The 2,876-nt window shown below is 65.2% G+C and carries 3 protein-coding genes; all 3 read left to right on the top strand.

Features of this window, described 5'->3' with window-relative positions:
* The first annotated feature begins 7 nt into the window (after window positions 1-7).
* Window positions 8-1,003: a sugar ABC transporter substrate-binding protein gene (locus B6V72_RS18840; protein WP_206185825.1), complete on the top strand. Its 996-nt coding sequence runs from the start codon at window positions 8-10 to the stop codon at window positions 1,001-1,003.
* Between the two features lie 101 nt (window positions 1,004-1,104).
* Entirely contained in the window at window positions 1,105-2,181 is a 1,077-nt protein-coding gene (locus B6V72_RS18835) for an ABC transporter permease (RefSeq protein WP_088726310.1), read from the top strand.
* A partial coding sequence (locus B6V72_RS18830; protein WP_088736360.1) for an ATP-binding cassette domain-containing protein occupies window positions 2,178-2,876 on the top strand: 699 nt, incomplete at its 3' end. The genes B6V72_RS18835 and B6V72_RS18830, both read left to right, overlap by 4 nt.

The raw sequence follows: 2,876 nt of genomic DNA, 5'->3' as shown, positions 1-2,876 counted from the left end.
AACCGCGATTCTGGGAGCGACGGCGCTTGGTCTGATGGCGACCGGGGCCTGGGCGGAGACGACCGCCTGCCTGATCACGAAGACTGACACCAACCCGTTCTTCGTGAAGATGAAGGAGGGGGCGACGGCGAAAGCCGAGGAGATGGGCATCAAGCTCAACACCTATGCGGGCAAGCTCGACGGCGACGTGGAAAGCCAGGTCGCGGCGGTCGAGAGCTGCATCGCGGCGGGTGCCAAGGGCATACTGATCACGCCGTCCGACAGCCGCGCGCTGGCGCCGGCGGTGACGAAAGCGCGCGACGCGGGGGCGCTGGTGATCGCGCTCGACACCCCGTTCGAGCCCGCCGACACCGCCGATGCGACCTTCGCCACCGACAACTTCAAGGCGGGCGAGCTGATCGGGCAATGGGCCAATGCGAAGATGGGCGACAAGGCCAAGGACGCGAAGATCGCCTTCCTCGACCTCAACCCGAGCCAGGTCTCGGTCGATTACCTGCGCGATCAGGGCTTCATGAAGGGCTTCGGCATCGACGTCAAAGACCCCAAGAAGATCGGCGACGAAGACGATCCGCGCATCGTCGGCCATGACGTGACCAACGGCAACGAAGAGGGTGGCCGCACGGCGATGGAGAACCTTCTGCAGAAGGATCCGGGCATCAACGTGGTCTACACGATCAACGAGCCCGCCGCCGCCGGCGCCTACGAGGCGTTGAAATCGGTCGGCATGCAGGATCAGGCGATCATCGTCTCGATCGATGGCGGCTGCCCGGGCGTGCAGAACGTCAAGGAAGGCATCATCGGCGCGACCTCGATGCAGTTCCCGCTGAAGATGGCCTCGATGGGCATCGAGGCGATCGCGGCTTTCGCCAAGGACGGCACCAAGCCGCAGAACTCCGAAGGTCTCGACTTCTACAATACCGGCGTGACGCTGATCACCGACCAGCCGGTCGACGGGGTCGACTCGATCTCGTCGGAGGAAGGCCTCAAGCAGTGCTGGGGCTGATCCCCGCCTGACAGATCGGAGGGGCCGCCCGCGCGGCGGCCCGTCCTCTTCGGGCCGGATCACGGCCCCTCACCCCATATTGCACAAAGAGGATGACGGACATGACCCAGACCGCTCCGCCTCGCGGCCAGTCCTTCGAGCACGATCTCGATAAGAGCGACAAGACCGTCGCGGCCTTCAAGGGAAAGAAGCGCGGGCTTCTCGGCACGATCCAGCACGGGCTGCACGGCAACCCGACGATGGTGCCGGTGATCGTGCTGCTGTTGTCCATCGCCGTGTTCGGCCTTGTGGCGGGGGGCAGGTTCTTCTCGGCCTTCAACCTGACGTTGATCATGCAGCAGGTCTCGATCATCGGTATTCTCGCCGCGGCGCAATCGCTGATCATCCTGACCGCGGGGATCGACCTGTCGGTCGCGGCGATCATGGTGCTGATGTCGGTCGTGGCGGGCAACCTCGCTGTCTACATGGGCGTGCCGGCACCGCTGGCGCTGCTGATCTCCTTCGCGGGCGGCACCGGGGCGGGGCTGATGAACGGCTTTCTGGTGACCAAGGTGAAGCTGCCGCCCTTCATCACCACGCTGGGCACCTGGTCGATCTTCTACGCGCTGAACCTGTGGCTGTCGGGCGCGCAGTCGATCCGCTCGCAGGATATCGACAAGTTCGCGCCGCTTCTGAAATTCTTCGGCAACACCATCGCGGTGGGCAATGCCCGGCTGACCTATGGCTCGATCCTGATGGTCGCGGTGTTCCTGGTGCTTTGGTATCTGCTGAACAAGACCGCCTGGGGCCGCCACGTCTACGCGGTGGGCGACGACAAGGAGGCGGCGGAGCTTGCGGGCATCCGCACCGACCGCACGCTGCTGTCGGTCTACGGCATGGCCGGGCTCGTCTGTGCGATCGCCGCCTGGGCCTCGATCGGCCGGGTCGGGTCGATCTCGCCGCAGGCCTTCTACGAGGCGAACCTGCATTCCATCACCGCCGTGGTGATCGGGGGGATCTCGCTCTTCGGCGGGCGCGGTTCGATCCTCGGGGCGCTGTTCGGCGCGCTGATCGTGGGCGTGTTCCAATCCGGTCTGCGGCTCGCGAATGTGGACGTGCTCTGGCAGGTCTTCGCGATCGGCTGGCTCATCATCATCGCGGTCGCCATCGACCAATGGATCAGAAAGGTATCGGCATGACGCAAGAGCCCATTCTCACCGCGCGCGGTCTGGTCAAACGCTATGGCCGCGTCACCGCCCTCGACGAATGCGACTTCGATCTCTATCCGGGCGAAATCCTCGCCGTGATCGGGGATAACGGGGCCGGGAAATCCTCGCTCATCAAGGCGATCTCCGGCGCGGTTTCCGCCGACGAGGGAGAGATCCGTCTCGAAGGCAAGCCGATCAGCTTCCGCAGCCCGCTCGAGGCGCAGGATGCCGGGATCGCGACGGTCTACCAGACGCTCGCGCTGTCGCCCGCGCTCTCGATCGTCGACAACATGTTCGTCGGGCGCGAGCTGCGCAAGCCAGGCGCGATGGGCAAATGGCTGCGGATGCTCGACAAGCCCGCGATGCGCGCCTTCGCCCGCCAGAAGCTGAACGATCTGGGCCTGATGACCATTCAGGACATCGATCAGGCGGTGGAGACCCTCTCGGGCGGCCAGCGCCAGGGCGTGGCGGTCGCGCGTGCGGCGGCCTTCGGCTCGAAGGTGATCATCATGGATGAGCCCACCGCGGCGCTCGGCGTCAAGGAGAGCCGCCAGGTGCTGAACCTGATCCTCGATCTCAAGGCGAAAGGGCTGCCGATCATCCTGATCTCGCACAACATGCCCCATGTCTTCGAGGTCGCCGACCGGATCCACGTCCACCGGCTGGGCAAACGGCTCTGCGTCATC

Origin of the sequence: Thioclava sp. F34-6, assembly GCF_002213235.1 — a bacterium.
Classification (GTDB): domain Bacteria; phylum Pseudomonadota; class Alphaproteobacteria; order Rhodobacterales; family Rhodobacteraceae; genus Thioclava; species Thioclava nitratireducens.
The sequence above is the reverse complement of the archived record's forward strand: the minus strand, read 5'-3'. Positions and strand labels throughout refer to the sequence as shown.

What these genes read in the sequence shown, in the direction of transcription:
- B6V72_RS18835 (WP_088726310.1), top strand. Translation starts at nt 1,105, where the DNA reads ATGACCCAGACCGCTCCGCCTCGCGGCCAGTCCTTCGAGCACGATCTC.